Annotated in this window: 20 protein-coding genes; 7 read left to right on the top strand and 13 right to left on the bottom strand. The window is 61.4% G+C overall.

What is annotated here, in order from left to right; genetic code table 11:
* Positions 1–62: 62 nt before the first annotated feature.
* Together waaF and rfaD are read right to left on the bottom strand one after the other, a co-directional pair.
* Positions 63–1,100 carry a lipopolysaccharide heptosyltransferase II gene (gene waaF, locus DOM36_RS11975; RefSeq protein WP_110643218.1) on the bottom strand — a complete coding sequence of 346 codons (1,038 nt, stop codon included), beginning with the start codon at positions 1,098–1,100 and terminating at the stop codon, positions 63–65.
* Positions 1,093–2,064, bottom strand: coding sequence for an ADP-glyceromanno-heptose 6-epimerase (gene rfaD, locus DOM36_RS11970; protein WP_075570080.1), 972 nt, complete (start codon positions 2,062–2,064; stop codon positions 1,093–1,095). Before rfaD ends, waaF begins: the two co-directional genes overlap by 8 nt.
* Positions 2,065–2,242: 178 nt before the next feature.
* Between rfaD and glyQ the strand changes: the two genes are divergently transcribed.
* The 4 genes from glyQ to DOM36_RS11950 all read left to right on the top strand — a co-directional run bounded on the left by glyQ (position 2,243) and on the right by DOM36_RS11950 (position 8,242).
* Positions 2,243–3,205: a glycine--tRNA ligase subunit alpha gene (glyQ, locus tag DOM36_RS11965; protein WP_110643255.1), complete on the top strand. Its 963-nt coding sequence runs from the start codon at positions 2,243–2,245 to the stop codon at positions 3,203–3,205.
* Between the two features lie 2 nt (positions 3,206–3,207).
* On the top strand, positions 3,208–5,274 hold the full coding sequence (glyS, locus tag DOM36_RS11960; protein WP_110643217.1) for a glycine--tRNA ligase subunit beta: 2,067 nt from the start codon (positions 3,208–3,210) through the stop codon (positions 5,272–5,274).
* 201 nt (positions 5,275–5,475) lie between these two features.
* Positions 5,476–6,027: a D-glycero-beta-D-manno-heptose 1,7-bisphosphate 7-phosphatase gene (gene gmhB, locus DOM36_RS11955; RefSeq protein ID WP_110643216.1), complete on the top strand. Its 552-nt coding sequence runs from the start codon at positions 5,476–5,478 to the stop codon at positions 6,025–6,027.
* A 148-nt stretch (positions 6,028–6,175) separates the two neighbouring features.
* Positions 6,176–8,242 (top strand): AsmA family protein, encoded by a 2,067-nt coding sequence (locus DOM36_RS11950; RefSeq protein ID WP_110643215.1) that lies wholly within the window; start codon positions 6,176–6,178, stop codon positions 8,240–8,242.
* A 378-nt stretch (positions 8,243–8,620) separates the two neighbouring features.
* Here DOM36_RS11950 and DOM36_RS11945 read toward each other — a convergent pair whose 3' ends face one another.
* Positions 8,621–9,019 (bottom strand): hypothetical protein, encoded by a 399-nt coding sequence (locus DOM36_RS11945; RefSeq protein WP_075570076.1) that lies wholly within the window; start codon positions 9,017–9,019, stop codon positions 8,621–8,623.
* A 219-nt stretch (positions 9,020–9,238) separates the two neighbouring features.
* Between DOM36_RS11945 and DOM36_RS11940 the strand changes: the two genes are divergently transcribed.
* Entirely contained in the window at positions 9,239–10,759 is a 1,521-nt protein-coding gene (locus DOM36_RS11940) for an aldehyde dehydrogenase family protein (RefSeq protein ID WP_075570075.1), read from the top strand.
* Between the two features lie 147 nt (positions 10,760–10,906).
* Here DOM36_RS11940 and DOM36_RS11935 read toward each other — a convergent pair whose 3' ends face one another.
* Positions 10,907–11,902, bottom strand: coding sequence for a threo-3-hydroxy-L-aspartate ammonia-lyase (locus DOM36_RS11935; protein ID WP_110643214.1), 996 nt, complete (start codon positions 11,900–11,902; stop codon positions 10,907–10,909).
* A 145-nt stretch (positions 11,903–12,047) separates the two neighbouring features.
* On the opposite strand from DOM36_RS11935, the gene DOM36_RS11930 reads away from it, so the two are divergent.
* Positions 12,048–12,521: a GNAT family N-acetyltransferase gene (locus DOM36_RS11930; RefSeq protein WP_075570073.1), complete on the top strand. Its 474-nt coding sequence runs from the start codon at positions 12,048–12,050 to the stop codon at positions 12,519–12,521.
* 93 nt (positions 12,522–12,614) lie between these two features.
* Here DOM36_RS11930 and gabT read toward each other — a convergent pair whose 3' ends face one another.
* Together gabT and DOM36_RS11920 are read right to left on the bottom strand one after the other, a co-directional pair.
* Positions 12,615–13,892 carry a 4-aminobutyrate--2-oxoglutarate transaminase gene (gene gabT, locus DOM36_RS11925; RefSeq protein WP_075570128.1) on the bottom strand — a complete coding sequence of 426 codons (1,278 nt, stop codon included), beginning with the start codon at positions 13,890–13,892 and terminating at the stop codon, positions 12,615–12,617.
* Positions 13,893–13,998: 106 nt separating this feature from the next.
* Positions 13,999–15,420 (bottom strand): APC family permease, encoded by a 1,422-nt coding sequence (locus DOM36_RS11920; protein ID WP_110643213.1) that lies wholly within the window; start codon positions 15,418–15,420, stop codon positions 13,999–14,001.
* 189 nt (positions 15,421–15,609) lie between these two features.
* Here DOM36_RS11920 and DOM36_RS11915 point away from each other — a divergent pair, with 189 nt between their 5' ends.
* Positions 15,610–17,046, top strand: a complete 1,437-nt coding sequence (locus DOM36_RS11915; RefSeq protein WP_110643212.1) for a PLP-dependent aminotransferase family protein — start codon at positions 15,610–15,612, stop codon at positions 17,044–17,046.
* A gap of 30 nt (positions 17,047–17,076) precedes the next feature.
* Here DOM36_RS11915 and DOM36_RS11910 read toward each other — a convergent pair whose 3' ends face one another.
* The 7 genes from DOM36_RS11910 to dnaN all read right to left on the bottom strand — a co-directional run bounded on the left by DOM36_RS11910 (position 17,077) and on the right by dnaN (position 26,883).
* On the bottom strand, positions 17,077–18,231 hold the full coding sequence (locus DOM36_RS11910) for an ABC transporter ATP-binding protein (RefSeq protein WP_110643211.1): 1,155 nt from the start codon (positions 18,229–18,231) through the stop codon (positions 17,077–17,079).
* Positions 18,232–18,238: 7 nt separating this feature from the next.
* The gene (locus tag DOM36_RS11905; protein WP_110643210.1) at positions 18,239–19,114 is read right to left on the bottom strand and encodes a carbohydrate ABC transporter permease; all 876 of its coding nucleotides are present in this window, start codon (positions 19,112–19,114) and stop codon (positions 18,239–18,241) included.
* Complete coding sequence (locus tag DOM36_RS11900) at positions 19,111–20,016, bottom strand: sugar ABC transporter permease (RefSeq protein WP_110643209.1); 906 nt, start codon at positions 20,014–20,016, stop codon at positions 19,111–19,113. Before DOM36_RS11900 ends, DOM36_RS11905 begins: the two co-directional genes overlap by 4 nt.
* Before the next feature lie 54 nt (positions 20,017–20,070).
* A complete protein-coding gene (locus DOM36_RS11895; protein WP_110643208.1) occupies positions 20,071–21,363 on the bottom strand; it encodes an ABC transporter substrate-binding protein in 1,293 nt (430 codons plus the stop codon).
* Between the two features lie 675 nt (positions 21,364–22,038).
* Entirely contained in the window at positions 22,039–24,453 is a 2,415-nt protein-coding gene (gene gyrB / locus DOM36_RS11890; RefSeq protein ID WP_075570066.1) for a DNA topoisomerase (ATP-hydrolyzing) subunit B, read from the bottom strand.
* Between the two features lie 19 nt (positions 24,454–24,472).
* A complete protein-coding gene (gene recF, locus DOM36_RS11885) occupies positions 24,473–25,558 on the bottom strand; it encodes a DNA replication/repair protein RecF (RefSeq protein WP_075570065.1) in 1,086 nt (361 codons plus the stop codon).
* A 221-nt stretch (positions 25,559–25,779) separates the two neighbouring features.
* On the bottom strand, positions 25,780–26,883 hold the full coding sequence (gene dnaN, locus DOM36_RS11880) for a DNA polymerase III subunit beta (protein ID WP_075570064.1): 1,104 nt from the start codon (positions 26,881–26,883) through the stop codon (positions 25,780–25,782).
* Between the last annotated feature and the right edge of the window lie 10 nt (positions 26,884–26,893).

Genomic DNA, 26,893 nt, shown 5'->3' with positions numbered 1-26,893 from the left:
TAGATATGGCGGAGGATCGACATCACGGACAGTGGCTAGCCGACCGGCTGCCGCTCTCTTCGTCAGCCCTGGATCGCCTGCTGAATGCTTGCAGGCGACAGCTGCTTGAGACAATTTCGATGCCCCAGTGGGCAGGTGCGTTCGAAACAGGGCGAGCATGACAGCGCCAGATAGTGGATATCGGCGTTGTCGGTCAGCGGCGGTGTATAAGCCGGCGAGGAGGAGCCATAGAGCGCCTGAATCCGCGTTCCGACCGCAGCAGCCACGTGCATCAGCCCGGAGTCGTTGGTGACCACTTGCTCACAGGCAGCGAGCAGGTCGACGGCGTCTGCCAGACGGGTCTTGCCGCACAGGTTATGGGCATGCGCCAGCCCTTCGGCGATGACATCGCCCGCGGCGGCATCCTTGGGGCCTCCGAGAACCCAGACGGCGTGGCCGCGGGCGATCAGCGTCGCGGCCAGCTCACGAAAATACTCGAGCGGCCACTGCTTGGCCGGACCGTACTCCGCTCCCGGCATCATCCCGATGGCGGGTCGCTCGCCCAGAGAAAGCTCGGCACGCAGCGCGTCCTGACGCGCTGCGTCGACACGGAGCCGCGGATGAGGCGTGATCAGCTCGCCGCCGACTTCCTCGTCGGCATCCAGGCCCAGCGCGACGAAGCGCTTCACGGTCTGATCGAACACCGTCTTGTCGAGTTTGCGCCGATCGTTGAGCAGCACGTAGCGCTGTTCGCCGGTAAAACCGGTGCGGTGCGGGATGCCGGCGAGAAACGGCACCAGCGCCGACTTCAGCGAGCGTGGCAGAACGATGGCCCGATCGAAGCGACCTTTCAGCGAACGCCCAACATCGCGCCGGGTTTTCCAGCCGAACTCGCCATGTTTCACGTCCAGTGCAATGGCCTCGTCGACTTCCGGCATGCGCTCGAGAATCGGCAGCGACCAGCCCGGCGCCAGCACGCCGATCCTCGCGCCCGGATGACGTCGCTTGAGCGTGATGAACAGGCTCTGCGCCATGACCATATCGCCGACCCAGGAGGGGCCGACGACGAGGATACGTGGCGTGTTCCTTGCCGCGGTATCGCCCCGCTTGGCTTCACCCATTCAACCATTCCAGATAGGCCGAAACACCCTCGCGCACCGTCTTGAACTCGGCGGTGTAGCCCGCCTCTCGAAGTCGACCGATATCGGCGCGGGTATAGCTCTGATAGCGCCCCTTGAGCTCGTCGGGAAAGTCGATGTACTCGATCCCGACCTCTGCCCCATCCTTGTCGGAATAGAAATCGATGGCGGTCTCGGCGATCGCCTTGAACGGCTCGGCACGTCCGGTGCCCAGGTTGAAGATGCCGGAAACCTCGGGGTTGTCGAGAAACCACAGATTGACGTCGACCACGTCACCGACATAGACGAAATCGCGGCTCTGCATGCCGGCGTCATAGCCATCCCAGGCACCGAACAGCTTGGGGTTCTCGCCACGCTTGACCTGAGTGTGGTGGTGATAGGCGACGCTTGCCATCTTGCCCTTGTGCTGCTCGCGCGGGCCGTAGACGTTGAAGTATCGAAAGCCGACGACCTGGCTGTCGAAATCATCCCAGCGCGCGCGTACATACTGGTCGAACAGCAGTTTGGAGTAACCGTAGACGTTGAGCGGCTTCTCATGCGCGGGGTCCTCGACGAAGACTTCGCTACCGCCATAGGTAGCGGCGGAAGAGGCATAGAGAAATGGAATGCGCCTGGCCTGGCAGTACTCGAGCAGCACCTTGGAGTATTCGAAGTTGTTTTCCAGCATGAAGCGTCCGTCCCATTCGGTAGTATCCGAGCAGGCGCCTTCATGGAAAATGGCGTCGATCGTGGGCAGACCGCCGAGTTCGCCGCGCAGCTCCGCTTTCACCCGGGCCAGAAAATCGTCCTTGTCGAGATAGTCGCCCAGCGTGCAGTCCGCCAGGTTGACGAATTTGGTGCCATCGCTGAGATCGTCGACCACCATGACGTCCTGATGGCCGCGTGCGTTGAGTGCCTTGACCAGATTGGCCCCGATGAAGCCGGCCCCGCCAGTGACAACGATCATGTCGTAACTCCTGTTTGATCGACTCGGTTATCTTGTGGCGCTTACGACCGTGCGACGCATCCGGTGTTCGCTGACTCTTTAAAACAAGCCGGAGCGATGGTCGACGGTGCCTATAACCGATTGAGCGCTAATTGTATACTTGGCGGCTCACGAATTCATGGGCAACGGTGCGCAGTCAATGACAGTCTCGACGGCAGATGCGAAAACCTTTCAGGGGCTGATACTGGCCCTTCAGCAATACTGGGCGGAAAAAGGCTGTGTCGTGCTGCAGCCACTCGACATGGAAGTGGGCGCCGGCACCTTCCATCCGGCGACTTTCCTGCGCTCGATCGGCCCGGAGAGCTGGAACGCCGCCTACGTCCAGCCGTCGCGTCGACCCACCGATGGTCGCTACGGGGAAAACCCCAATCGCCTGCAGCACTACTATCAGTTTCAGGTGGTGATGAAGCCCTCGCCGAAAGACCTGCAGGATCTCTACCTCGGCTCGCTGGAGCGTCTCGGCATCAATCCACGGATTCACGATATCCGCTTCGTCGAGGACAACTGGGAATCGCCGACGCTCGGCGCCTGGGGGCTCGGCTGGGAAGTCTGGCTGAACGGCATGGAGGTGACCCAGTTCACCTACTTCCAGCAGGCGGGCGGGATCGAATGCTTCCCGGTGACCGGCGAGCTCACCTACGGCCTCGAGCGTATCGCCATGTACCTGCAGGACGTCGACAGCGTCTACGATCTGGTGTGGACGATCGCGCCGGACGGTAGCCGCATCACCTATGGTGATGTCTACCTGCAGAACGAGCGCGAGCAGTCGACCTACAACTTCGAACACGCCGACGTGCCCTATCTGTTCGAAGCCTTCGACCACTGCGAGAGCGAATGCAACAAGCTGCTCGAGGCCAACCTGCCGTTGCCCGCCTACGAGCAGGTGCTCAAGGCCTCCCACACTTTCAACTTGCTGGATGCGCGCCACGCGATCTCGGTCACCGAACGTCAGCGCTACATCTTGAGAGTGCGCACGCTGGCGCGAGAGGTCGCTCACGCTTACTACGCGTCACGCGAAGCTGCCGGCTTTCCGCTGGCGCCGGAAGCGCTGCGCCGCGAGCTGTTGCAGAAAACGCCAGAAACCCATTCAGGAGACGCATGAGCATGGCAGCCAACACCCTACTGATCGAACTGGGCGTCGAAGAGCTGCCGCCGGGCGCCCTTTCCAGTCTCGCCTTTGCGCTACGCGACGGTGTCGTCAAGGGGCTCGTCGATGCCGAGGTGCCCCATGGCGAAGCCTACGCACTCGCCTCTCCGCGCCGTCTCGCCGTTCGCATCGAGGCACTGGCAGACAAGCAGCCGGACCGTGAAGTCGAAAAGCGCGGCCCGGCCCTGGCCGCCGCCTTCAAGGAAGGCCAGCCCACCAAGGCGGCCGAAGGCTTCGCCCGCTCCTGCGGCGTGACGGTGGAAGAGCTGATCCATCTGGAAACCGACAAGGGTACCTGGCTTGGCTATCGTGAACGGCAGTCGGGAGAAACGGTCGAGACGCTGCTGCCGGCGATCCTCAACGCTGCCATCAACGCCCTGCCCGTGCCCAAGAACATGCGCTGGGGTGCCTCGCGCATCGAGTTCTCACGTCCGGTTCACTGGCTGGTGCTGCTTTACGGCGATCAGGTCGTGCCGGCCAGCGTGCTCGGCCTGGCATCCGGTCGTACGACGCTGGGCCATCGCTTTCATGCCCCGACGCCGATCGAACTCCGTCACGCCGACGACTACGAGGCCGCGCTCGAAGACGCCTATGTGCTGGTGGATCTCGAGCGCCGTCGTGAGCGCATTCGTGAACAGGTCCTGGCCGAGGCGGAAGTCCATGACGCCCGGGCGGTCATCGATGAAGACTTGCTGGAAGAGGTCAACGGGCTGGTCGAATGGCCGGTGGCGCTGACCGGCACATTCGATGAACGCTTCCTCGAGGTGCCCGCCGAGTGCCTGATCTCCTCGATGAAGGCCAATCAGAAGTACTTCCACCTGCTCGATGCCGACGGCAAGCTCAAGCCGCAGTTCATCACCCTGGCCAACATCGACAGCGAAGATCCTCAGCAGGTCATTTACGGCAACGAAAAGGTCATTCGTCCACGACTTGCCGATGCCGCCTTCTTTTTCGAGACCGACCGCAAGCAGACGCTGGAAGCGCGTCGTGAATCGCTGGCCAGCGTGGTGTTTCAGCGCGAGCTGGGGTCGCTCGCCGACAAGGCCGCCCGCAGCGAAGTCGTTGCCCGCTTCATTGCCGGCAAGATCGGCGGTGACTCCCAGGCGGCCGGGCGTGCGGCCCAACTGGCGAAATGCGATCTGGTCACCGAGATGGTGCTCGAATTCCCCGAGCTTCAGGGCATCATGGGCACCTACTATGCCCGCCACGACGGTGAACCGGAATCGGTAGCGGAAGCCATTCACGAACAGTATCTACCCCGCTTCGCCGCTGACGAGATTCCTCGGACGCCCACCGGCCAGGCGCTCGCTCTGGCTGACCGGCTGGATACCCTGACCGGTATCTTCGGCATCGGCCAGCGCCCGACCGGCGCCAAGGATCCGTTCGCCCTGCGGCGCGCCACCATCGGCGTACTCAACATCCTGATCAAGGGTGAACTGGATCTCGACCTGCGCGAACTGCTGGAGCTAGCGGCGTCCCAGCATCGGGAGCTGCCCAAGTCGGAGGGCCTGGTCGATGATGTCCTGACCTATATGCTGGACCGCTTCCGTGCCTGGGCTCAAGACGAGGGCCTGCCGGTCGACGTCTACCTGGCGGTGCGAGCGCGTCCGGTAACGCGACCGCTCGACTTCGCCCGGCGTCTGCGCGCCGTCCATCGCTTCAGTCAGCGCGAGGAAGCCAGCGCCCTGGCTGCCGCCAACAAGCGCGTATCGAACATCCTGGCCAAGCAGCAGCATGATGGCGGCACCGAAGTGAACAGCGATCGACTCATCGAAGACGCGGAAGTCGCCCTGGCAAACGCCGTTTCGGATTGTCGCGATCAGGTCGAGCCATTGTTCCGCGAGGCCGAGTATGCGCAGGCGCTGGACATCCTGGCGACACTGCGTGGGCCCGTGGACCACTTCTTCGATGAAGTCATGGTCGCGGTCGAGAACGATGCCATTCGGGCCAATCGCCTGGCGCTGCTCGCCAGCCTGCAGTCGCTGTTCCTCGAAGTGGCGGACATTGCCGAACTCCAGTCCTGATCGACAGGCACGTTTCACGTGAAACACTAGCCCGGCCATGGAGCCGGGCTTTTTTGTGCCTTTCAAAGCCTGTTAACTTTTAGCCTTCTTGCAATGCAATTTACCGTCACGAGCATGTTCCACGTGAAACATCGTCGGCTTTGCGTCCCTTGCGATGACGTTCGATAATCAGGCACGACTCTTTTTTTTGGAATTCCCTCCATGGCCAAGCTCATCATTCTCGATCGCGACGGCGTGATCAACCGGGACTCCGATGCCTACATCAAGTCGCTGTCGGAATGGGAGCCCTACCCTGACGCGATCGCCGCGATCGCCCAGCTCCACCAGAACGGCTGGACCATTGCCATTGCCACGAATCAGTCCGGCATCGGGCGCGGCTACTATGACACTCGCACTCTCGAGCAAATTCATTGCCGGTTGCGATCACTGGTCAGTGAAGCGGGCGGCGAGATTGCGATCATCGAATACTGTCCTCACTTGCCTGCCGACAACTGTGATTGCCGAAAGCCCCGAGCAGGAATGTTAATACGGATACGCAAGAGCCTGAACATCCCGACTCTCGACGGATGCTGGATGGTCGGAGATAGCCTTCGCGACATACAAGCAGGAATCGCGGGCGGATGCCGCACGGCACTGGTTCTCACCGGAAAGGGGCAGCGTACTCGACGCGAGCTGGACGAGGCGTATAGCGACACCTGGATCTGTGATGACCTCGAGGCGTTCAGCAAACGCCTTCTGAGCCTGGACGTGTGAGCAACGTCACCCAATAACGTGACGCCGACCCGACCTCTCATGTTTCACGTGAAACACGAGAACCCTTCCAATCACTACGATCGGTCACCACCCTGGCGCTCCGCTTGGACTACCCTTGGAGAGTCACTCCAAGGACGGGAACCGGGCCATGACATTGGGAAAGAAAATTGCGCTATGGGTGGTGGCGATCGTCTTGTTGCTGATGATCGCCCTCATCATCATCGTTGCGACATTCGATTGGAATCGACTCAAGCCCACCATCAATGAACGAGTCTCGAATGCGATTCACAGACCCTTCGCCATCGACGGAGATCTGACCGTCTCGTGGGAATCGCCGCAGGGCGAGTCCGGGTGGCGCAGCTGGGTGCCATGGCCTCACGTTCACGCCGAGGACATTCACCTGGGCAGCCCGAAAGCCGTCACTGACAGGGATTTACTCGAGCTCGCTTCCTTGGATGTGAAGCTGTCGCTGATACCGCTCATGGGCAAGACGGTCTCCATTCCTCATATCGAATTTTCGGGAGCCAAGGCGGCACTGGTGCGTCTCGAAGACGGCAAGAACAACTGGACGTTCGATCTCGGAAAAGGAAGCCAGGGCGCAGACGAGCCGGTGGACGACGGCAGTGGCTGGACGATCGATGTCGGGGACATCGCCTTCGATCCGGTCGACGTCCATTATGAAGACGCCCCCTTGGCTGCCAATATCGATGCCACGATCGCGCTTCTCGGCAAGCCGATCGCGTTCAGCGAGCTCACCGAGAATGAAGGCGCCGCCGAACAGGCCGTCCACGACCAGGACATCGCTGATTACGCATTTGGCTGGAAAGCCGAGGGTGAGTACCAGCGCCAGAATGTTGATGGAGAAGGTAAGCTCGGCGGCCTGGCCGCCCTGAGACGTCGCGGTGCACCCTATCCGATCCAGGCTTCGGTGGAAGCCGGCGCAACCCGGGTTTCCGTCAGTGGCACCTTGGTAGACCCCCTGGCACCCAAAAAGATCGACATGGATCTGAGCTTTTCGGGTCAGAACCTGGGCGATCTCTATGACATCATCGGTGTCACGCTGCCTGATACCCCACCCTACTCCACACAGGGTCATCTAACGGCCAATCTGGATACCCAAGAAGCACTTTCCTTTCGCTACCGGAATTTTGATGGCCGTATTGGTGACAGCGATATCCATGGCGATCTCACTTATCGGATGGGTGAACCACGACCTTTGCTCAAGGGCGAAGTCGTCTCGCAGCAGTTGCGCTTCGCCGACCTCGCCCCATTGATAGGCGCTGACTCGAATGCGGAAAAAAGCGACCGGGGTGAAGCCAGTCGTCAGCCAGAAGACAAGTTGCTGCCGGTCGAGGAATTCGATACGGCTCAATGGAAAACGATGGACGCCGACGTCAAGTTCACCGCACAACGCATCGAACACGGTGACTCCCTTCCCCTGGAAGACATCTATACGCATGTCACGCTGAATGACGGGGAGATCCTGCTGGACCCGCTGAGGTTCGGCGTTGCAGGCGGCAGTCTGAATACGACACTACGTCTCGACGGCAGCCAGAGCCCGATGCAGAGCCGGATCGATATGCATATCCGCCACTTGATGCTGAGCCGTCTGTTTCCCGATGTGGAGCTGATGCAAAACAGCCGAGGAGAACTCAACGGAGACGCCACGCTGAGCGGCACCGGCAACTCGGTAGCCAGCATGCTGGGGACGAGTGACGGCAATCTTCAAATGCTGATCAATGATGGCCTCATCAGCCAGAACCTGATGGAGCTCGCCGGTCTCAATGTCGGTAACTATCTGGTTGGCAAGCTGTTCGGAGACGAGCAGGTCAAGATCAACTGTGCAGCCACCAATCTGGAAGTCACCGATGGGTTGGCCAGTACTCGCTTCTTCCTGATCGATACGGAAAACGCTCTGATCAAGATCGATGGTACCGTCAACTTCGCCAACGAAGCGCTGGACCTGACCATCGAACCGGAAAGCAAGGGCGCGCGCGTGTTCACCTTGCGCTCGCCGCTCTACGTGGAAGGCACCTTCAAGAACCCTTCGCCTGGTGTCGATACGGGGTCATTGCTCGCTCGGGGCGCGATTGGCGCTTTCCTCGGGACCGTTGCGACTCCCGCCGCGGCGCTACTGGCACTGGTTTCCCCTAGCGCCGATGAGACGACGCCATGCAATGACTTTCTGAGCCAGATTCAGACGGGCAACCAATGAGAAGTCATGTTTCACGTGAAACGACACGGTAGATTGTTTCACGTGGAACATTGTCCGCAAACACTGCGCCCACAAACACCACTGTCCGCAGACACTGTCGCGCTGGCAAGAATAAGCTGTGTTCGCCCACGTGGCACCATGCGAAATGGCAAGTACCGGAATCAAAAAGCATTTGACCCCGATGCGCCAGTCATGCGGTATCGGGGTCAAGGTAGTAAGAGGAAAGAGAGAAGGGATACCTAGGCTATGTCTGAACAGTACTACGCTTGCCCCTACGGGGTTAAAAATCGGCGGGTGCGGCCCGGTCCGTCTTCGCCGATTTTTGCCTTAGTTACGCGTCCCGGTCTTGCCTTTGCTCGTCGACTTCTCAGACACAGCCTAGCGCGCACCCCGTTTGTACTGCTCGCCAAGTGATTCCAGAGCGCCGATAAGCTTTTCGATTTCAGCATCAAAGCGCTGCTGCTGCTGGGAGTAAAAGTGACGGGTGTATGAAGCGCCTTTGTGCTTGTTGACCAGGTTGGAGAATTGCGACTCAAGCTGCTCGGTGTGATAACGCAGGCGTTCGGTCAAAAACGCCGCATGCCCCTGATGACAAGCCACATCCATCAGTGCCCTGACCTGCACCGTCAGCAGGTAGAGCTGAAGAACGTTGCGCTCCTGCACTTCCTTCTGCGTAGAGACACTGTCGTCCAGCAGGTTGATCGAACTCATCTGACAGCAACCGCTATCGTCGGTCATTGGGCGATTGTGAGCCGTTTCTTCTCGAGTCTGCCACATGATCAGGCCCTCCTTGTTTGATCGCTGATCTCTAGACCCATCGCTGATCTCTAAATTCATAGTAGCACTGCGGTTTTTGGTGACTGTTCGCCATTGGTCGAAGCTCGGTAGATCCCTGAGTGCGGGGTCGCCTAAAGCGTAATGGCGGGGGCGTGTCGGAGAGCGCAGATTGGTGGGGAAATCCAGCGATCGGGCATCGATCCATCAGGAGGTATCATCATGCGTTACGCCAACCCGAACACCTCGGACGCCATTACCCAGTTCGAGAAACGCTACGACAACTACATCGGTGGGGAATGGATACCGCCGGTCGAGGGAAGATACTTCGAAAACATCACGCCGGTGACCGGTGAAGTATTCTGCGAAGTCGCACGTTCCAGTGAGAAAGATATCGATCTGGCGCTCGATGCGGCCCACAAGGCAGCACCCGCGTGGGGCAGGACATCCGTCCAGGAGCGCTCGACACTGCTGCTGAAAATCGCCGACCGTCTGGAACAGAATCTGGAAATGCTGGCCGTCGCCGAAACCTGGGACAACGGCAAGGCGGTGCGCGAAACGCTCGCCGCCGACATCCCGCTGGCGATCGACCATTTCCGATACTTTGCGGGCTGTATCCGCGCCCAGGAAGGCTCGACTGCCGAGATCGACGAAAACACGGTGGCTTATCACTTCCACGAGCCTCTGGGCGTGGTCGGCCAGATCATTCCCTGGAACTTTCCGATCCTGATGGCGACCTGGAAGCTGGCGCCAGCGCTGGCGGCTGGCAACTGCGTCGTGCTCAAGCCCGCCGAACAGACGCCGGTCTCGATCTTCAAGGTCATCGAGGTCATTCACGACCTGCTGCCCAAAGGCGTCATCAACATCGTCAACGGATATGGCGAGGAGGCGGGTCAGGCGCTTGCCACCAGCAAACGCATCGCCAAGATCGCGTTCACCGGCTCCACTCCCATCGGTTCGCACATCATGAAATGCGCAGCCGAAAATATCATTCCCTCGACGGTAGAGCTTGGCGGCAAGTCACCGAACATCTATTTCGAGGATGTGATGTCCGCCGAACCGGCGTTCATCGACAAATGCGCCGAAGGCCTGGTGATGGGCTTCCTCAACCAGGGCGAAGTCTGTACCTGCCCCTCCCGAGCCCTGGTTCAGGAGAGCATCTACGACGAGTTCATGGCGCGTGTCATCGAGCGAATCAAGAAGATCAAACGGGGTCATCCGCTGGATACCGACACCCAGGTTGGCGCCCAGGCCTCGCAGGAGCAGTTCGACAAGATCATGTCCTACATGGATGTGGCCCGGGATGAAGGCGCCGAGTTCCTCTCCGGGGGGAAACGGGAGTCCCTTGGCGATGATCTATCCCGCGGTTATTACATCCAGCCAACCCTGCTCAAGGGCAACAACAAGATGCGGGTCTTCCAGGAGGAAATCTTCGGCCCCGTGGTCTCGGTCACGACGTTCAAGGATGAAGAGGAAGCCTTGGCCATTGCCAACGATACCGAGTTCGGCCTGGGGGCCGGCGTCTGGACTCGCGACATCAATCGCGCCTATCGCATGGGCCGCGGCATTCAGGCCGGCCGCGTGTGGACCAACTGCTATCACGCCTATCCGGCGCACGCCGCATTCGGGGGTTACAAGAAGTCCGGCGTCGGTCGCGAGACGCACAAGATGGCACTGGAGCACTACCAGCAGACCAAGAATCTGCTGATCAGCTACGACATCAATCCCATGGGGTTTTTCTAATCCCCTGACCAGGCGTTCCGAGGCTATCGGAACGCCTGGGGTCGACGGCGACAGCATCGGTCATCGCCGTGGGCATTGTCCCGAGAATATCGACGTCAGGCGTGTCCGCCGCCTCGCGCTGCCAGTCACATGGCCGGTAAGGGGCAGTCAGCGGTGTATTTCATGCGGATTGCCCTCCGCGCTCTGGATCAGCTCGGCAAACCGGTTCAGGTCGACATTCCCCCCGGACAGAATGATTCCGACTCGACGCCCCTCGATTGCCACTTGCCCACTCAGGGCGGCAGCCGCCGCCAGACAACCGGTGGGCTCGACGAACTGCTTCATCCGCCCGGCCAGGAAACTCATGGCGTTGACGAGCTCGCCATCGCTCACCGTGACGATCTCGTCGACGTACTCGCGAAGCACCGGAAACGTCAGACTGCCCAGGGCCTGGGTCTGGGCGCCATCGGCGATGGTACGCGGCGTGGCAATAGAGACGATCTCGCCGCTGGCAAGGCTTCTCTGGGCATCGTTGCCGGCCTCCGGCTCGACCCCGACCACGCGGCAACGCGGATAACGCGCTTTGGCAACCGTGGCACAGCCGGAGAGCAGGCCACCGCCGCCCACCGGCACGAGCAGCAGATCGAGTTCGCCGACATCATCGAAAAGCTCCTTGGCCGCCGTTCCCTGACCCGCCATCACATGCGGATGGTTGAAGGGCGGGATCAGGGTCAGCCCTTCGGCCACGGCCAGTTCCCGGCCCAGCGCCTCACGATCCTGCGTATAGCGATCATAGAGCACCACCTCGGCGCCATAACCCCGAGTAGCGGCAATCTTGATGGCTGGCGCATCCTCCGGCATCACGATGACGGCACGGATGCCATGTAGCCTGGCCGAGAGCGCGATCGCCTGAGCATGATTGCCCGAGGAAAAGGCGATGACCCCGCCCGCTTTCTGTTTGGCGTCGAACTGGTTGATGGCGTTGTAGCCGCCGCGGAACTTGAACGCGCCGATGCGCTGAAGATGCTCGGCCTTGAAGTGAAGGCTCGCACCGGTGCGTTCGTCCGCCGTCGCCGAACGCAGCACCGGCGTGTGATGAGCGATGCCCTCGAGCCGTCGGTGCGCCGCTACCACGTCGTCGTAATCGATTGCCAGAGTGCTCATGCCGTCATCGTTCTCCCGTTGTCATGGCGTCATTGTCGCGGTTATCGCTTCCAGCGCTACATTGAAAGCCCTTCACAATGCTTAAATGAAGCCCTTGGACAGGGCTTCGATCATGATGGCTGAATGGCCGCGAGGAAAGAGACAGATGGCATCATACGACTGGATATGGCAGACGGGCCCCGAACTCGATCCTGCCGAACTTTATGCGCTGCTCTCGCTGCGGGAGGCCGTGTTCGTGGTAGAACAGCAGTGCCCCTATCAGGAACTGGATGGCCGCGACCTGTCGGCATCGACACATCACTTGCAGGTTCGGGCGGCGGGCCAACTGGCGGCCACCCTGCGGCTACTGGTACCGGAGCAGCCTGACCAGCCGGTCTCCATCGGCCGCGTGGTCATTCATCCCGATCACCGCGGTGGCGGTCTCGGCCATGAACTGCTGCGAGCCGCGCTGAGGCGCATCGAATCGCTGTGGCCCGGCCGCGACGCCCGGCTGTCGGCCCAGGCCCACCTCCAGGGCTATTACGGTCACCACGGCTTCGAAGCGGTCTCACGGGTTTATGTCGAGGACGGCATCCCGCATATCGACATGCAGCGCGAATCCAGCCTCGAGCGCCAGTAATCATTGTCGATCCAATAAAAAGCCGACGCTGATTCGCAGCGTCGGCTTGTCGTTGGCGTGTCTACCCGCCAAGCGGGGAAGAGATCATTCCGATCAGGCGCCGAATTCGCTCAGCATCTTCTCGATCAGGTCGAGCCCCTCTTCGAGCACCTCGTCACTGATAGTGACCGGCATCAAAAAGCGGATCGTGTTGGCATAAAGACCGCAGGAGAGCAGAATCAGGCCGCGCTCGCGAGCGGTCTTGCAGAGCTTGCCCGCCAGTTCGGCATTGGGCACGCCGCTCTTCTTGTCAGTGACCAGATCGAAGGCCGCCATGGCGCCCAGATTGCGCACGTTGGCAACGCCAGCGTAATCCTGCTGCCACTTGTCGAAGCGCACCCGGAGTTTCTCGCCCAGCGCCTGGCTCTTTTCCAGAATGCGCTCTTCCTCGAACACCTCCAGCACGGCCAGCACCGCGGCACACGAAACCGGGCTACCGGTGTAGGTCCCGCCCAGCGAATTGCCGCCGGAGGCGTCCATGACCTTGTCGGTCCCTACCACGGCCGAGATCGGCATGCCGTCGGCCATGCTCTTGGCCATGGTGATGATGTCCGGTTCGACGCCGCTGTGTTCGATCGCGAACAGCTTGCCGGTTCGCCCGAAGCCGGACTGCACCTCGTCGGCGATCAGCAAGATGCCGTGCTCGTCGCAGATCTCGCGCAGCGCCTTGAGAAAGCTTGCCGGCGCGGCGTGGAAACCGCCCTCACCCAGCACCGGCTCGATCACGATCGCCGCGGTGTCATTGGGATTGGCATCGGTCTTCAGCGTCATCTTCAAGTGGCGAAGCGCCTCGTCCTCGCTGACACCGATGGACGGCACCGGATAGGGCGCGCGATAGACCTGACCGGGCATCGGGCCGAAATCGTTGCGGTACGGCGCCACCTTGCCGTTCATCGCCATGGTCATGAAGGTGCGGCCGTGATAGCCGCCGGTAAAGCAGATCACGCTGGAACGCCCGGTGGCGGCGCGCGCCACCTTGACCGCGTTCTCCAACGCCTCGGCACCGGAATTGGCCAGCATCACCTTGGCGTGGCCGCGCACCGGCGTCACCTCGCTGAGCTTCTGCGCCACGCGCACGTAGCCCTCGTAGGGCATGACGGTCTGGCAGGTGTGCATCACCTTGTCGAGCTGGGCCTTGACCGCTTCGACCACCTTGGGGTGGCGGTGACCGATGTTGAGCACGCCGATCCCGCCGGCGAAATCGATGAAGCGCTTGCCGTCCTCGTCCCAGAGCTCGGCGTTCTCCGCCCGCGCGGCGAACTCGACCGCCGGGCTTGCCGCACCGTTGGCGACGTAGCGCTGCTTGAGTTCGTTGAGTTCTGCATTGGTCATGGATGCATTAGCCATGGAACACTCCTGCTGGCGCGGCACCGGGTGCCGCTAACGTGGATCGCGCGTCGTCGTCGAGTTCGGCAGGCGGCGCGCCATGAAATCGCGATCAGGATTTTTCGTAGGCAGCCCGAATGAGGCGATCGCCCATCTCTCGACCGTAGTGCCGTCGAGCCCATCCGTACAGTGCCAATCCGGCGATCATCCAGCCACCGAAGATGGACCACTCGATGGGCGTCAGCGCCGACGGGCTGCCGGGCAGGTATAGACAGGTCATGCCCAGCGACAGCAGCACCGCCAGCACGCCAACCAGTTTGCCGGCACCGACATGATAGGGGCGCGGCATGTCGGGTTCGCGATAGCGCAGAATGACGAACGACAGCGCCACGAACAGATAAGCGAGCACGATGCCCAGCCCACCGGCATCGACCAGCCATACCAGCGCCGGGCGTCCGAAGAATGGCGCCGCGGTGGAGAGTACGCCGATCAGGATGATCGCGTTGGTCGGCGTCTTGTAACGCGGGTGCAGCTTGCCGAGGAAAGCCGGCAGCATGCCGGAATGGGCCAGCGCATAGATTGCGCGCGACCCGCCGATGTAGAACGCATTCCAGCTGGTGATGATCCCGGCGATGCCCGCCAGTACCATCAGATCGCCGGCCCAGGATGCATCGAAGACCGCGGTCATCGCATCCGGCACGCTGAGCGAGCTGCCCTGCAATGCCTGGTTGTCGAGCATCAGGCTGGTGCCGAGAATGATCAGGGTATACCAGCAAACCGCCATGATCACCGAGAGCACCAGCACCTTGCCAATGTCCCGGAACGGCAGATTGATCTCCTCTGCCGCCTGAGGAATGACATCGAAGCCGACGAACAGGAACGGGACCAGCACCAGTACCGCCACGATACCGCCGAAAGCACCCTGCTCGCCGCTGGCGAACAGTGGCTGCATGTTGGCGCCGTCACCGGTGAACAACGCGCCGGTCACGAACATCACCCCGGCCACCAGAATCAATCCGGTAACGACTTTCTGCAGCAACGCGGCAGTGGAGATACCCAGGTAGTTGACTGCCATCATCACGATCGAGCCGGCCACGCCGACAGCGACCCAGGTCGCCTTGACGTCCCAGCCGGCGATAGTCCATAGATCGCCGACGGCGTAGCCGGGGAACAGATGCTCGACCACCGTCGGCAGTGCCACGGCTTCGAACGATGCGACACTGACATAGCCCAGCACGATGCTCCAGGTGCAGACGAACGAGGCAAAATGGCCAAGCGCACGGTAGCTGTAGACATGCTCGCCACCCACCTGCGGCATTGCCGAGGCCAGTTCGGCGTAAGTCAGGCCCACCAGCAGTACGGCAATGCCACCGATGACGAACGCGAGGATCGCGCCCACGCTGCCACCGTCGAGAATGGCACTGCCGGTCAGGACGATCCAGCCCCAGCCGATCATGGCGCCAAAGGCCAGGGCGAGGACATCCGCCCGTGCAAGGACGCGCACGAACTCCGGAGGTTGAGAGGGGTTCGACATAGGGGATTCTCTTCAGGTTGTTGTTGATAAGCCGAGATCGTCGCCAGTGCATCGCGGGGCTCGGCCCTGATACCACGCTATCACTCCAACACGGCGTCGGGGCTAGACCACTTCCCTCTGACTGTAGACCACTCGATGAGCCCAACGCATAATCCGTGGATTCCCGCTACGTCTCTTGTGAGGTAGGCCATGGACGACCGTCGCCAGACGCTGGAGCGGATCGAACGGGGCTATCAGGCCCAACCCGACCATTTAACCAAGCGTTGCCGCCTGGAACAGACCCTGCTGACGCTGATCGCGCAGCAGTGGCAGGACGGCCAACGACTGCCCGGTCATCGAGCGCTATGCGTCACGCTCGGCGTGGCCCGCAACACGCTGGCCGGCGTTATCGAGAGCCTGACCCGACAGGGGCACCTGATCACCGATCACGGCCGGGGTACCTGGGTGTGCAAGCGCTTACTCTCGCGTCAGCGCGAGATTGCCGATATCGGACCGATATCGCGCCGTGCGGTCGGCCTGCTGGCCGACGTTGGCGCCAGCCCGCTGCAGAGCGGCGCCTTCGTCCCGGGCGTGCCCGATATCGTGCACTTCCCGATCGCCCGCTGGCGCCAGCTCTACTCGCGTATCACCGTGCCCCACAATACGCTGCTGCTCTCCTACGCCTCTGGCGGCTATGGGCCATTGAAACGAGCCATCGCCGGCTATCTGGCCCGGTGGCGAGGTATCGACTGCTCACTGGACCAGATCGTGATTACCGAAGGTGCCCACCACGGCCTGCAGCTGTGCGCCCTGACACTGGCCGATACCGGCGACCGCGTGGTCATGGATTCCCCGTTTTACTGGGGTGCGCGCAACGTCTTTCACGCCGGCGGCCTCGAGATCGAGCACGCTATCTGGGAACCGCAAGCCGGCTACGCGGGAACGCTGCCACGAACGCATCCCAGATTGCTCTACTTTACTGGCGCTCACCATTATCCGTTGGGCGTCAGGTCAGTAAGCGCCCACAAGCAATCGCTCGTTCGGGAGCTCGAACCGGATTGGATACTGGAAGACGACTACGAATTCGGTGACGGCTGCCACCGAGAGCTGGCGTTCGACCCCGACGCCGGCAACCGGATCCTGATCGGCTCGTTTTCCAAGCTCATGTTTCCCGGTTTGCGTCTGGGCTATCTGGTGGTACCGCGGGGCCTGAGCGACGCGATCAATCGGGTACGCACCGGTGTCTTTCGCGAAGGTCGGCTGCTCGACCAGGCGGTACTCGCGGCATTCATCGATGATGGCGATCTGGATGAATGGTGTCGTCGCATGGCGAACGCCTATCTCCAGCGCCAGCAGCGGCTGCATGACCTGCTCATCGGGACCCCCGGCGTCATCGCCATCTCGCCGCCGGCCGGCAATATCAGTCTGAGTCTGGCGCTCTCGCCGACACTGGACGACGAGCGGCTGTCACAGGTCCTGCTGAACCGGTATCAGCTGATCGCCCGCCCGCTGAGCCGGGTTTGCAGCAAGGGCGATCACCGGCGCGGCCTGATACTGGGCGTCGGCATGGTCGAAGGCGAGACACTGGAGCGGCAAGGCCGCCGTCTGGCCGAGGGGATCGGCCAGTTCGTCGAGCAGCAGCGCTGACCCAACGCCTCGCGAAGCGACAGGCGTGACTCAGGCCGTCGCTTCCAGCGACGCGACGTCGGCAGTGTATGCGTCGCGGATTCGCTGCTCTGACTCGGGGTCGAACACCACCATGCGCGAGACGTCGAAGGCGAACCGGGTTCGCTCGCCCGTGCGTAACGGCGTGCCGGGGCGCATGCGGGCGTTGACGTTGGTCCCGCCCAGCGACGTCACGACATACAGATCCGCCCCGGTCGGCTCGACCAGCGCGACCGGCAGCTCCGCCTCATGAATATTGCCCTCGCCATGATTGGCACTGGCCGGGTCGGTGATCGCCTCGGGCCGAAGCCCCAGGATGACATCGCGGTCGCACCAGCCGCGCAGTGCGTCACGGTCGCGCACGATGGGCAGTGTCAGAGTGGCCCCATCCGTCGCCACCTGAGCCACCGGCAGTCCGCCCTGTTCGACGATCCGTGCCTTGACCAGGTTCATCGACGGCGAGCCCATGAAACCGGCGACGAACAGGTTGTTGGGGTCGTCGTAGACCGCCTGTGGCGTCCCCAGCTGCTGCAGCTCGCCGCCGCGCATGACGGCGATTCGCGATGCCAGGGTCATGGCCTCGATCTGATCGTGGGTAACGTAGACGATCGTGGTTCCCAGCCGCTGGTGAAGCTGCTTGATCTCGGTGCGCATGTCGACGCGCAGCTTGGCATCCAGGTTCGATAGCGGTTCGTCGAACAGGAACAGTTGCGGATCGCGCACCAGCGCCCGCCCCATCGCCACGCGCTGGCGCTGTCCACCGGAAAGCTGCCCCGGCTTGCGCTCGAGCAGATTCTCGATCTGCAGCAGCCTGGCGACCCGGTCGACCGCCTCGCGGCGTTCCTTGCGCGGGACCTTGCGCATCTCCAGCCCGAAACCGATGTTGCCGGCCACGGTCATGCTCGGATACAGCGCATAGGACTGGAACACCATGGCAATGTCGCGCCGCGAAGGATGGACGTCGTTGATACATCGACCATCGAGCAGCAGCTCGCCCTCGCTGATCGAGTCGAGCCCGGCGATCATGTTCAGGAGTGTCGACTTGCCGCAGCCCGACGGTCCTACCAGCACCAGAAAGTCGCCCTGCTCGATCGCGATATCGATGCCCTTCAGGACATGGGTCTCGCCGAAGCGCTTGTGAACGTTGTTGATATGCAGAAAGCTCATGTGATTCTCAGCCCTTGACCGATCCCGACATCAACCCGCGCAGGAAATACTTGCCCGCGAGGATGTAGACGATGAGCGTCGGCACGGCCGCCACCATCGCTGCCGCCATGTTGACGTTATAGGCCTTCACCCCGGTGGAGCTATTGACCAGATTATTGAGTGCCACCGTGATCGGCGCACTGTCGCCGGAGGCGAACGAGACCCCGAACAGGAAGTCGTTCCAGACATTAGTGAACTGCCAGATGATCGTGACCACGATGATCGGTATCGACGCCGGCAGCAGAATCCGGAAGAAGATGACGAAGAAACCCGCCCCATCGAGCTGCGCCGCCCGCACCAGCTCATCCGGAAAGCTGGCGTAGAAGTTGCGAAAGAACAGCGTGGTAAACCCGATACCGTAGACGATGTGGACCAGCACCAGGCCCCATGTACTGTTGGCCAGATGCAGGATCCCCAGTACCCGAGCCATCGGCAGCAGAATGATCTGGAATGGAATGAAGCAACTGAACAGTATCAGTCCGAACACGATCTTGTGGCCGCGGAACTTCCATTTGGTCAGTACATAGCCGTTGAAAGCGCCCAACAGACCGGAGATCAATACCGCTGGCACCACGATCTTGATGCTGTTGAAGAAGTAGCCGTGCACGCCGTTGCACTCGAGACCGATACAGGCGCTGCCCCAGGCTTCCCGCCAGGGGGCCAGCGTCCAGTCGACGGGCAGCGCCAGCATGTTGCCCTGATGAATCTCCTCCAGCGTCTTGAACGAGGTGGTCAGCATCACGTAGAGCGGCATCAGATAGATGACCGCGAACACCAGCAGGATGGCGTAGAGCAGCGCACGCGTGGCAACGCCGCGACGTACGGTGGGAGGTGCGACACTCATGATCGGGACTCCCGCAGCTCGGAGTAGAGATAGGGGATGATCAGCGCCGCGATCACCGCCAGCATGAATACCGCGCTGGCCGCGGCAATACCCATCTCGTTGCGCGAGAAGGCATAGGAGTACATGAAGGTCGCCGGCACCGCGGTGGCGTTGCCCGGACCGCCGCCGGTCATCGCCACGATCAGATCGAAGCTCTTGATCGCCAGATGCGCCAGTACCACGACCGCGCTCAGGAAGACCGGCCGCAGCTGGGGAATGATGATCCGCACGTAGATCTTCCAGACCGGCGCCCCGTCGATCTGCGCCGCCTTGATCATTTCGCCGTCGATGCCCCGCAGACCGGCCAGAAACATCGCCATGACGAAACCGGTCGCCTGCCACACCGCGGCAATGATGACCGTGTAGATCGCCATGTCGGAATCGATCAGCCAGTTGAAGCTGAAGCCCTGCCAGCCCAGGTCGTGCATGGTCTTCTCCAACCCCAGGCCGGGGTTGAGAAACCACTGCCAGGCGGTGCCGGTGACGATGAAGGAGAGTGCCATCGGGTAGAGGTAGATGGTGCGCAGCACGCCTTCGGCCCGAATGCGCTGATCGAGCAGAATCGCCAGCAACAGGCCCAGCACGATGCAGGAGACGATGTAGAGGAGCCCGAAGACCCAGATGTTGTGAAGCGCAATTCCCCAGGTCCAGGAAGTCCACAGCCGGGACCACTGATGCAACCCGACCCAGGTGTAATCCGGCATCATGCCGGAGTCGCTGAACGAGATGTAGCTGGTCCAGGCGATGAAACCATAGACGAAGAACAGAACCAGGACGCAGGACGGCGACAACACCAGCTTCGGCAGCCAGCGTTGAAGGCGCTCCCGCGCTCCACCGTCCCGATCCGGAGAAGCATTGGACATCGGATCACTCTCGATTCGTGAATGAGAAGCCCCGCCGACGGGCGGGGCCGATCATCAGGACGTGGCGCCCTGCACCGCCGCTGCCAGCTGTTCGGCGGCGACATCGCTGGGCATGTCACTGTTGACGAAGGAGGAAATGATGTCGAAGACGGCGTTCTTGACCGACGCCGGCGCGGCGTAGCCATGGGCCATACTGCCCATCAGCGTGTGGTTCTTCGCGGCCGACTTGACCTGCTCGTAACCGCTCTGGGCACAGGCATCCAGCTTGTCTGCAGAGAGGTCCATGCGTGCCGGCACCGAACCCTTGAACTGACTGAAGGTAATCTGGAACTCGGGTGAGCCGATGATCTTGGCCATGGTCTGCTGCATCTGCTGCTGCTGGGCGTCATCGGTATCGAACATGATCATCAGATCACTGTTGAAAGTCACGGCATCCTGCGTTCCCGGGGTGCGGAAGCACATGAAGTCGGTGCCCGGCTTGAGGTTGGCATTGAGGAACTCGCCCTTCGCCCAGTCACCCATGATCTGATAGAGCGCCTTGCCGTTGATCACCATCGCCGTGGCCAGGTTCCAGTCACGTCCGGGGGAGTTGTCATCCTTGTACTTCAACAGTTCGCGCAGATGATCGAACACCTGGGTCATGGTGGCGGAATCGAGCGCTTCGGGATCGAGCTCGATCAACGCCTTGCGGTAGAAGTCGGCACCGCCGGTGGCCAGTACCACGTTCTCGAACACGGTGGTGTCCTGCCACGGCTGGCCGCCGTAAGCCAGACCGGTGTAGCCGGCATCCTTGGCTTTCTTCAATGAGGCAATGAAATCGTCCCAGGTCTTGGGCTGCTCGATGCCCAATTCATCCATCAGCGATTTATTGGCCCAGACCCAGTTGGTCGAATGAATCTCGAACGGTGCCCCGATCCAGTGCCCCTCGTACTTGGCGAACTGCTGAAGCGGCTGCGGGAAGACCTCGTCCCATTTTCCGGCCTTGGCCACCTCGTCGAGCGAACTCAAGCCATCGCGTTCGGCCCAGTCCTGGGCATCGTAACCGAGTACCTGGGCCGCCGTCGGCGGATTACCCGAGGTGATGCGAGAGCGCAGAACGGCCATCGCATTGGTGCCGGCGCCTCCGGCTACCGGCATGTTTTTCCAGCCGATACCCTGATCCGACAGCTCGTCTTTAAGTGCGCCCAGCGCTTTGGCCTCACCGCCCGAAGTCCACCAGTTGAGCACCTCGACCTCGCCATCGGGGGCAGTGTCGGCAGCCAGCGTGTTCGTGGATAGCGCCAGGGCAAATGGTAGTAAAGCCAGCCCCAAACGATTGATGACGGTCTTATTTCGATTGGCGTGCATCCCTTCGATCCTCTTCTTGTTGGGGGAGCGACATCTAGTTCTTTTACGAAACGACCCACATCGTTCGACGCTTCCGTGGGCTGATCGCGACTATTACCCAACCGCTTTTACCTAACAATACAACCATGGACGCACATCCACTTACTTCGAATCGGGTACCAGGAACTCGTTACACAGCTGGCGCGGGCTGGCGCTGAATCACGCTTGTGTCTAACCACTAAGTCGCATCGACCAATGGGCAATGTATCGATGACTTATCTACCGCCCACTTGCCTGCCAATCACGGGATAATTGATCATTGACAACTAATCATTGATAAACAATAGCTAGTCGAGGTGCTGATAATGATGCCGATAGTGAAATAGCAGGGACCGATAGTGGGTGCTGGTAGTGGGTGCTGGTAGTGGGTGCTGATAGTTGATGCGAATAGTTGATGCGGATAGTTAAATTTGATGCGGAGAGTTGGTGCGGATAGTTAAATTTGATGCGGAGAGTTGGTGCGGATAACAAATAGCCGGTGTTGTAGAAACTCGCATGTTCCGCTCGATGAGCGGCATACAAAAACGGCCCATCCAAAAGGATGAGCCGCTGGCTTCGTCAAGCCTTTCGCCGAACCTGTCCTATCCCGTCGAAGGGAATCAAACGTCAGCGTCGCCTTCCGTTTCGCGCCCCGTCCTACACGTCGAGATTGGCCACCAAGGCAAAACGCTCGATGAAATCGCGTCGCGGTTCGACTTCGTCGCCCATCAGGGTGTTGAACATCTGATCGGCGGCGACGGCGTCTTCGATGGTGACGCGCAGCATCCGACGTGACTGCGGATCCATTGTCGTGTCCCAGAGCTGATCCGGGTTCATCTCGCCAAGCCCCTTGTAGCGTTGAATGCTGAGACCTCGCTGCGCCTCGAGCATCAGCCACTCCAGCGCATCATAGAAGCTTTCGACCGGTTTCTGACGTTCGCCGCGAGCGATGTAGGCGCCCTCTTCGATCAGACCATCCAGCGTCTCGCCCAGACTGGCCAGGGCGCGGTAGTCGACGCTACGGAAGAAATCGATGCTCCAGACGTAGTCCGAGGTCACGCCGTGGGCCTTCAGCGCCACGCTCGGTAACCACAGGCCACGTTCGGTATCCTCGTGAAGCTCGAAGACGTAGCGCGGGCCGCCTTCGTGGGCGATCAGCGAGTCCATCTCTCTCTGCAGCGCGTCGATCCAGGTCTGCATGGTATCGCGATTGCCGAGATCGCTCTCGTCGAGCTTGGTGGCATGGACCATCTTGCGCAGCACGGCGTTGGGGTAGACCCGCGACAGCCGGTCGATACGCTTCATCACGTCGCGATACTGGTTGACCAGCGACTCCAGATGTTCACCGGCAATACCCGGCGCGTCGGCGTTGACGTAGAGACGTCCGCCATCCAGCGCCGTGGCGGTGAGATAGTCGGTCATCGCCTGCTCGTCCTTGAGATACATCTCCTGCTTGCCGCGCTTGATCTTGTAGAGCGGCGGCTGGGCGATGAACACATGGCCACGCTCGATCAGTTCGGCCATCTGGCGGAAGAAGAACGTCAGCAGCAGCGTCCGGATGTGCGAGCCGTCGACGTCGGCATCGGTCATGATGATGATCGAGTGATAACGCAGCTTGTCCGGATTGAACTCCTCGCGTCCGATCCCGCAGCCCAGCGCGGTGATCAGCGTTCCCACCTCGGCTGACGACAGCATCTTGTCGAAGCGCGCCTTCTCGACGTTGAGGATCTTGCCCTTCAACGGCAGGATCGCCTGGGTGCGTCGATCGCGGCCCTGCTTGGCACTGCCACCGGCCGAATCGCCCTCGACCAGGTAGAGTTCGGAGAGGCTCGGATCCTTCTCCTGGCAGTCGGCCAGCTTGCCCGGCAGCCCGGCGATATCCAGCGCGCCCTTACGCCGCGTCATGTCGCGAGCCTTGCGTGCCGCTTCACGCGCACGTGCGGCGTCGATCATCTTGCTGACGATCGCCTTGGCCTCGCTGGGGTGCTCGATCAGATAGTCGGAGAACTGCCGGCTCAGTTCCTGATCGACGGCGGTCTTGACCTCGGAAGAGACCAGCTTGTCCTTGGTCTGCGAGGAGAACTTGGGATCCGGCACCTTGACCGAGATGATCGCCGTCAGGCCTTCGCGGGCATCGTCACCGGCCGTCGCGACCTTGGCCTTCTTCTGGATGTCTTCCGCTTCGATGTAGCTGTTCAGCGTTCGCGTCAGCGCCGCGCGGAAACCCGCCATGTGGGTACCGCCGTCGCGCTGCGGAATGTTGTTGGTGTAGCAGAAGACGTTCTCGGAGAACGTGTCGTTCCACTGCATCGCCACTTCGACACTGATGCCGTCTTCGCGCTGCGTCTCGAAGTGAAAGACCGGGTTGAGCGCCGTGCGATTGATGTTGAGGTGATCGACGAACGCCTTGAGACCGCCTTCGTAATGGAACAGCTCTTCCCGACCGTCGCGTTCGTCGACGAGGCGAATGGCCACGCCGGAATTCAGAAACGAGAGCTCGCGCAGGCGCTTGGCGAGAATGTCGTAATGAAACTCGATATTGGCGAAAGTGTCGCTCGACGGCTTGAAGCTGATCTGGGTGCCGGATTTCTCGGTATCGCCGACGATCGCCAGCGGCGCCTGCGGCACGCCATGGTGATAGACCTGCTCGTGAACCTGGTTGTTACGCCAGATGACCAGCTTGAGCTGCTCGGAAAGGGCGTTGACCACCGAAATGCCGACACCGTGCAAACCGCCGGATACCTTGTAGGAGTTGTCGTCGAACTTACCGCCCGCGTGCAGTACGGTCATGATGACTTCCGCCGCCGACACGCCTTCGGCATGGATGTCGGTGGGAATGCCGCGCCCATCGTCGGAGACGGTAATCGACTCGTCCGGATGGATGACGATCCGGATTTCGCTGCAATGACCGGCCAGCGCTTCGTCGATGGAGTTGTCGACGACCTCGAACACCATGTGGTGCAGCCCGGTGCCGTCATCGGTATCGCCGATGTACATGCCGGGACGCTTGCGCACCGCGTCCAACCCCTTGAGGACCTTGATGCTCGATGAATCGTAGGCCTGTTCGCTCATTGCTCACTCCATGGTGAAATCATTCCGAATGCAGCCGTCCGCCGGCAAGTTGCGATGCCACCACATCCGTGCTTGGCTGCCACACGTCGGCCAGCGCCTCGTGATCGACGCTGGTGATGAAGACCTGACAATTGAGCTGTTCGAGCCACTGGCAGAAGATCCGCCGATGGTTGCCGTCGAGCTCTGCCGGCAGATCATCGATCAAGTAAAGGCAGGTGCGTCCCGTCAACTGCTCGAGCAGGCGCCCCTGGGCCAGTTTCAGCGCGCTGACCACCAGTTTCTGCTGGCCCCGCGACAGCACCTCCACCGCCGGATGACGACCGAGGCGGATGCGCAGATCGGCGCGCTGCGGCCCCTGCTGCGTGAAGCCCATCTGGCGATCGGTCTCGCGCCCGGTCTCGAATACCTCCAGCAGCGCCCGCTGGCGATCCCACCCCCGCGAGTAGCGCAAAGTCAGATCCGGCAACGGTAACAGCGCCGCCAGAGTCTCTTCGAACACCGGCGCGAAACGTGCCATGTAGCGTTCCCGCAAGCCATCCAGCAGCTCGCTCCAGTGGGCGAGTTCACGCTCCCAGACGCGTATCGACTGAACGTCGATTCTATCATGCCTGAGCAGCGCATTCCGATGTTTCAGGGCCCTTCTGACCCGCTTCCAGTTATCCAGGAAGTCCCGCTCGGCGTGGAACACGCCCCAATCGAGAAACTCGCGGCGGGCGGCCGGTGAGCCCTCGAGAAGACGGAAAGCATCAGGGTTGATCAACTGCAACGGCAGCGCTTCGGCCAACTGGGTAATCCGCGCGGCGCGCTCCCCGTTGACGCGAATATCGAGCTCGGCGCTATCGCGGCGACGGCGAACGCCCAGCGGCAGCGGCGGCTCGCCGCCGAGGCGGCCAAACAGCGTGACCTCATCGCTGTCGTGGTCGATCAGCGACTTGAGCTTCTGGGTCCGGAAGGAGCGCGCCATGCCGAGGACGTGGATCCCCTCCAGCAGCGACGTCTTGCCGCTGCCGTTGGCACCGCTGATCAGATTGATATGCGGCCCCGGCGCCATTTCCAGGACATCCAGATTGCGCAGGCCGTGGAAACTCAACCGATCAAGCGGCATGGCACGTGACAACTCATGGCAAGAGACGAGAGGAAACGCCCGACCACCGCGGAAGACGTTGGCGAGCGATGATCGGCCACACCGCCGCTGGCGGGTAATCGGCGAGCGCGATGAAGCGCGCGACGCAGGCCGCCCGAAAAGCGAGACATAACAACGGGGTTAGGCGAGCTTGACGGGCGGCGTGCAACAACGCGATTCGCGCGCGCAGCCATTACCGATTGTCAAAGGCGCATCGGCATGACGACGTACCGCGCATCCCCACCACCCGGCTCTTCCATCAGCGCACTGCTGTTGGAATCCGACAACGTCATCTGCATGCGGTCGGCATCCAGCACGTTGAGCACGTCTATCAGGTAGCCGACGTTGAAGCCGATCTCCAGCGCGTCGCCCGAGTATTCGATGCTGACGTTCTCTTCGGCCTCTTCCTGCTCGGGGTTGTTGGCCATCACCTTGAGGTTGTTCTCCTCGAGATGAAGCCGCACGCCACGGTACTTCTCGTTGGAGAGAATCGCGGTACGCGCAAGGTTCTGACGCAATTCGCCACGTTCGGCGATGAACACCTTGTCGCCACCCTTGGGGATGACCCGGTCGTAATCGGGGAACTTGCCGTCGACCAGCTTGGAGGTAAACGTGAATTCGCCGGTATTGGCCCGAATGTGGTTGGAGCCCAGCATCAGTTCGACCGGCTCGTCGCTGCCGTCGAGCAGACGGGTCAGTTCCAGCACGCCCTTGCGCGGCACGATCAGCTTGCGCGAGGTTTCCATCTCGATGTCGGCGCTGCGCTCGCAGACTGCCAGACGGTGGCCATCGGTCGCCACCGTGCGTACCAGGTGGTTGGCCAGCTCCAGCAGCATGCCGTTGAGATAGTAGCGCACGTCCTGCTGCGCCATGGCGAACGAGGTCGCGTCGATCAGATACTTCAGCGTGCCGCGCGGCAGCGACAGCGTAGTGTCGTTCTGACCGTCCTCGATGTTGGGGAACTCGGCTACCGGCAGCGTCGAGAGCGTGAAGCGAGAACGTCCCGCTCGCAGCACGACCCGACCATCTTCCAGCGAAAAACTGATATCCGACTGATCCGGCAGCGACTTGCAGATATCCATCAGCTTGCGCGCCGGCACCGTCACCGACCCGGGTTCGTCGACCAACGCCGGCGTCGCGCGACCGATCAGTTCCACCTCGAGATCGGTACCGGTCAACGCCAGCTGCTCGTTCTGCACTTCGATCAGTACGTTGGAGAGCACCGGCAGCGTCTGGCGGCGCTCGACCACCCCGGCCACCAGCGTCAGCGGGCGCAGCAAGGCTTCGCGAGAGATGGAAAATTTCATTGGGGCTCCG

This window comes from Salinicola sp. CPA57, assembly GCF_003206035.1.
In the GTDB taxonomy this organism is placed as follows: domain Bacteria; phylum Pseudomonadota; class Gammaproteobacteria; order Pseudomonadales; family Halomonadaceae; genus Salinicola; species Salinicola socius.
The sequence above is the reverse complement of the archived record's forward strand: the minus strand, read 5'-3'. Positions and strand labels throughout refer to the sequence as shown.